We start from the raw sequence: 2,483 nt of genomic DNA, 5'->3' as shown, positions 1-2,483 counted from the left end.
TGGCGAATGACTGCGGCCATTCAGCGCCCAGTAAGCGATTTCACTGACGGGGATATTTTATCCCTGTCTTTGCCGTTTCATGGTGATTACAGCACTGAGCCGGAACCCTCACGGGTTCCTAAAGATATTGGCATCACCGAGCGGGAATTGTGGGCGCAGAACCCAACCGATCACCAATGGCGTAGCCAGTATCTGGGCGAAATGCCCCAGTTCCTTGCCCGTTATTTTGGTGACCGGTATTCCCGTCTCTATGAAACTAAAGGCCGTCGCCATGCCAATACATTCTTACGCACTGCGGTGGGCGAGAATGTATTGCCACGTCTACAGATGGTTAATTGCCAGTACCAACCGGTAATCAAAACGCCCGGCTTTTTACCGTGGCCTTTTTCTGAGGATTTAGAACGCCTGCCATCGTTTGGCCGGGATGAGTTACGCAACCTATCCCACCGGGTAGCTGATTTTATGTCTGAAAGTTTTGCTGACTATATCGAACGTAATTTCACCGACCAGAGCAGCGACCCAAAAGAACTCTGGATACGTACCCAACGCGCTTATATCTACCTTGTAAAACTGAGCAAGCAAGTAGGAACTGAGCCGCCGTACTGGCGGGAATTCACCTCCAGCCGCAAAAAGATCAACCCACGCAAAATTGAATCCGGTTTGCTGCGCATGATGGCGGTTGATTGGTGGCGGGCGCGGTTAAAGCGTCTGCGTGATTTGCGTCGGGAGCATATGGCTATAGCTGTTGGCCAGGTGCAACGTGCGGCTTCGGCTTATGTCAGCCGCTCAACGATGGCCGAGTGGGTAGAACAAAAGAGGAGAAATCGGGAGTTTTTTAAAGCCTTTGAGTTAGAGAATGAAGCTACCGGAGAGCGGGTTTCTCTGGAAAAAATGGTCAACGGCAGTAATACCAATCCAGCAATCAGAAGGTGTGAACTTATGGTTAGAATGCGAGGTTTTGAGGACTTAGCGAATGAAATGGGCTGTGTAGGGGAGTTTTACACCATCACCGCGCCCTCTGCTTATCATGCCGTCCACAGTGGTGGCGGTTTTGTTTCTCAGTGGAACGGTGCCAGCCCACGGCAAACACAGCAATACCTGTGCAGCGTATGGGCTAAATCCCGTGCTGCTCTTGCCCGCGCCGGTATTAGCGTCTTTGGTTTTCGCGTGGTAGAACCACATCACGATGGTACCCCCCACTGGCATGTTTTGTTGTTTATGTTGCCGCAACATGTCGAGCAGGCGCGGGACATTCTTTGTTACTACGCCCGTTTTGAAGATTCTGAAAAATTACAAAGTCCCGAAGCGCTGAAAGCGCGTTTTCACGTTGAATCAATTGATCCTTCTAAAGGCAGTGCTACGGGTTATATCGCGAAATACATCTCGAAGAATATCGATGGTTACGGGCTTGATGGTGAAGAGGACGGCGAAACGGGCGCAGAAGTACGGGAAATGGCCAAAGCAGTAACCGCCTGGGCGAGCCGCTGGCGCATTCGCCAGTTTCAGCAAATTGGTGGTGCTCCGGTGACTGTATGGCGTGAGCTGCGTCGGATTGAAAGCGGTACTGAGTTACCGAACAAAGCGATGGATGCGGTACTGGAAGCGGCTGATACTGGCGATTGGGCGGCATACACCAAAGCCCAGGGCGGCGCATTGGTTGTGCGCCGTGAACTCCGTGTGCGTCTAACTTACCAAATTACCGAAATGGGCAATATTTACGCCGAAGATGTGCAACGTATCCAGGGGGTTTACTCCCCGTTTTTGGGCAGTGAATCCCTTGTTTGTACTCGTGTGGTCAAGTGGAATATTGTGCCGAAGTTGGCCGAGAGCGCAGCGCAGGCCGGTGTTTCTGGCGGCGACGCCGCCCCTTGGAGTTCTGTCCATAACTGTACGCCTGATGCCAGGCTACGATTATCAGAAGAGCTGCGCAGTAGAGGTTTTAAAGGGGATGAGTTCGAACTGACTACCTTAGAACGCGGTAGCAGCCTGAAAATTTATGGCGATCGGTCTATCAGACTGGAGAAAGGTCGGTTAATTGAGGTTTCACCGCAGCCAGAGAACCAGCGCTGGCCGGGATGGAATTGATATGGCTCATGATTTTTCGGAAAAACATGTGGTTAGCAGTTCCATATTTTCAGAAACTATTTATACTGTATATAAACACAGTATTCGTATTGATGGAGGAAACGTGACTGATTTACTTCTTGAATCGTTGGCTTTGCAAAGAATTGATTTAGTTGCAAGGTTAGTCGCGGCAGGTGGCAGTACTGACGGAGATCGTGCGTTGGCCATAGCGTGGATTGCTGAATTGACAATGGATTTAGTCGTTAAGCTAGATGAGTACGAACAAAGAATCCCCCAAAATGGGGGATGCATATCAGAAGGCAGGAACTTGCAATAGCTCTAACATCATTTGCCGTTGTTGAGGGTTTAGACCTTGAACAACGGTTTTTAGTAACTTGTCACCGGTTTTAGCGCTAGGG

Annotated in this window: 2 protein-coding genes and 1 pseudogene; 2 read left to right on the top strand and 1 reads right to left on the bottom strand. The window is 50.2% G+C overall.

Going from position 1 to position 2,483, the window contains the following annotated elements:
* Positions 1 to 6: 6 nt before the first annotated feature.
* Both DBA33_RS18940 and DBA33_RS18935 read left to right on the top strand, forming a co-directional pair.
* Complete coding sequence (locus DBA33_RS18940; protein ID WP_120806988.1) at positions 7 to 2,085, top strand: replication endonuclease; 2,079 nt, start codon at positions 7 to 9, stop codon at positions 2,083 to 2,085.
* A gap of 1 nt (position 2,086) precedes the next feature.
* Positions 2,087 to 2,401 carry a hypothetical protein gene (locus DBA33_RS18935; RefSeq protein WP_330163157.1) on the top strand — a complete coding sequence of 105 codons (315 nt, stop codon included), beginning with the start codon at positions 2,087 to 2,089 and terminating at the stop codon, positions 2,399 to 2,401.
* Here DBA33_RS18935 and DBA33_RS21020 read toward each other — a convergent pair.
* Positions 2,378 to 2,483, bottom strand: a pseudogene (locus DBA33_RS21020) (transcriptional regulator); the annotation flags it as partial. The gene DBA33_RS18935 and the pseudogene DBA33_RS21020 sit on opposite strands and share 24 nt — an antisense overlap.

Origin of the sequence: Yersinia sp. IP36721, assembly GCF_003634395.1 — a bacterium.
In the GTDB taxonomy this organism is placed as follows: Bacteria; Pseudomonadota; Gammaproteobacteria; order Enterobacterales; family Enterobacteriaceae; genus Yersinia; species Yersinia entomophaga.
The sequence above is the reverse complement of the archived record's forward strand: the minus strand, read 5'-3'. Positions and strand labels throughout refer to the sequence as shown.

Excerpts from the sequence above, each read along its gene's own strand:
- DBA33_RS18940 (WP_120806988.1), top strand. The coding sequence starts at position 7 with ATGACTGCGGCCATTCAGCGCCCAGTAAGCGATTTCACTGACGGGGAT.
- DBA33_RS18935 (WP_330163157.1), top strand. The coding sequence starts at position 2,087 with ATGGCTCATGATTTTTCGGAAAAACATGTGGTTAGCAGTTCCATATTT.